General features: G+C 62.5%; 1 protein-coding gene and 1 pseudogene. One reads left to right on the top strand and one right to left on the bottom strand.

Annotation, left to right across the window (positions count from 1 at the left end):
- Positions 1-222: pseudogene (locus ENZ74_RS32510) on the bottom strand (peptidase); the annotation flags it as partial.
- A gap of 501 nt (positions 223-723) precedes the next feature.
- Here ENZ74_RS32510 and ENZ74_RS32505 point away from each other — a divergent pair.
- The gene (locus ENZ74_RS32505) at positions 724-936 is read left to right on the top strand and encodes a cold-shock protein (RefSeq protein WP_006202520.1); all 213 of its coding nucleotides are present in this window, start codon (positions 724-726) and stop codon (positions 934-936) included.
- Positions 937-1142 lie beyond the last annotated feature (206 nt).

Raw genomic sequence — 1142 nt, 5'->3', positions numbered from 1 at the left:
GGCCCGGTCGGCAAGACAGGCATTGGCGAAGGTCTGGCGATCGCCGCCGCGCCGCGCACAGACCGGCTCGTACTGCTTGCTGCAATATTGCGGTTCCGGCCGGGGCGGACGCGGACGCGGCCCTGGTCCGTCATCGACGACGACGGTGCAGGCGGCAAGAAGTGCCGACAGCAACAGGATGACAAAACCCTGCCGCGAAAAGATTGCCGCCAGATATTTCATGATGATCTCCCACGATCGCGTCCCCGGTTGCCGATCCTCGCCATTCCCTTGCCAAATGCAACCCCCGTTTGCAGCCCTTTCAGTCGGAAACGCGCTGGGGCTGTAGGCGGCGTCGACCTCCTCGGCCACCTCGACATCTGGCCCATTCGTGGCCCGGTTCTGGCCGATGACCCGGCCGGCAAGCAAGCCTATGCCGAGCCCATCGATGCTCAGGTCAGTCGATTGATGCGTCGGGACGCGCCAGTACGGCGGCCCGCGGCGGTATCTTGCAACCATCACGTTTCCGTGCGATAAATTCCGTGTTCGGGCATTTGCGACCCGGAGAGCGGAACGTTTTGGACGACCTTTCCCCGATACTGTGAATCTCTGACGGCCCCGTTTTCGGCGGGGGGTTTGACCATGCGCCAATGCATGACTGCCGAAGCAACCACCGGGAACTGCCCTTTGCGCCAGGCGGCGGGCGGGACCACCAAAGACTGAACGGGTGAAGGAGTTTCCCCAATGGCCCAGACCGGCACCGTTAAATTCTTCAACGCGACCAAAGGCTTCGGTTTCATCACGCCCGATGGTGGCGCCAAGGATGTGTTCGTCCATATCTCCGCGATCGAAGCTTCCGGCTTGCGCACGCTCGTTGATGGCCAGAAGGTCACCTTCGACGTCGAGCCGGACCGCATGGGCAAGGGCCCCAAGGCCGTCAACCTCCGCGCAGCCTGAGCCATCGGCGCGCCGCATGTCACTTAGACGTGCGACGGAGGCTCCATGCCTGCACCTGGCCTGGAGAGGGATCTGAATTTTGAAAGGCGCGGCGATCTTCGTCGCGCCTTTTCCTTATCGAAGGCGCGGGCCAGTGATGTCGCCCAAGCGGCCGGGTTCTGGGCAACGACTTGCATAAAAACAAAGACCCGAAGCATGCCGCAACG

Source organism: Mesorhizobium sp. M7A.F.Ca.CA.002.15.2.1 (assembly GCF_003998715.1).
Taxonomy (GTDB): domain Bacteria; phylum Pseudomonadota; class Alphaproteobacteria; order Rhizobiales; family Rhizobiaceae; genus Mesorhizobium; species Mesorhizobium ciceri.
Note: the sequence above shows the minus strand (reverse complement) of the source record. Positions and strands in the feature narration are given on the sequence as shown.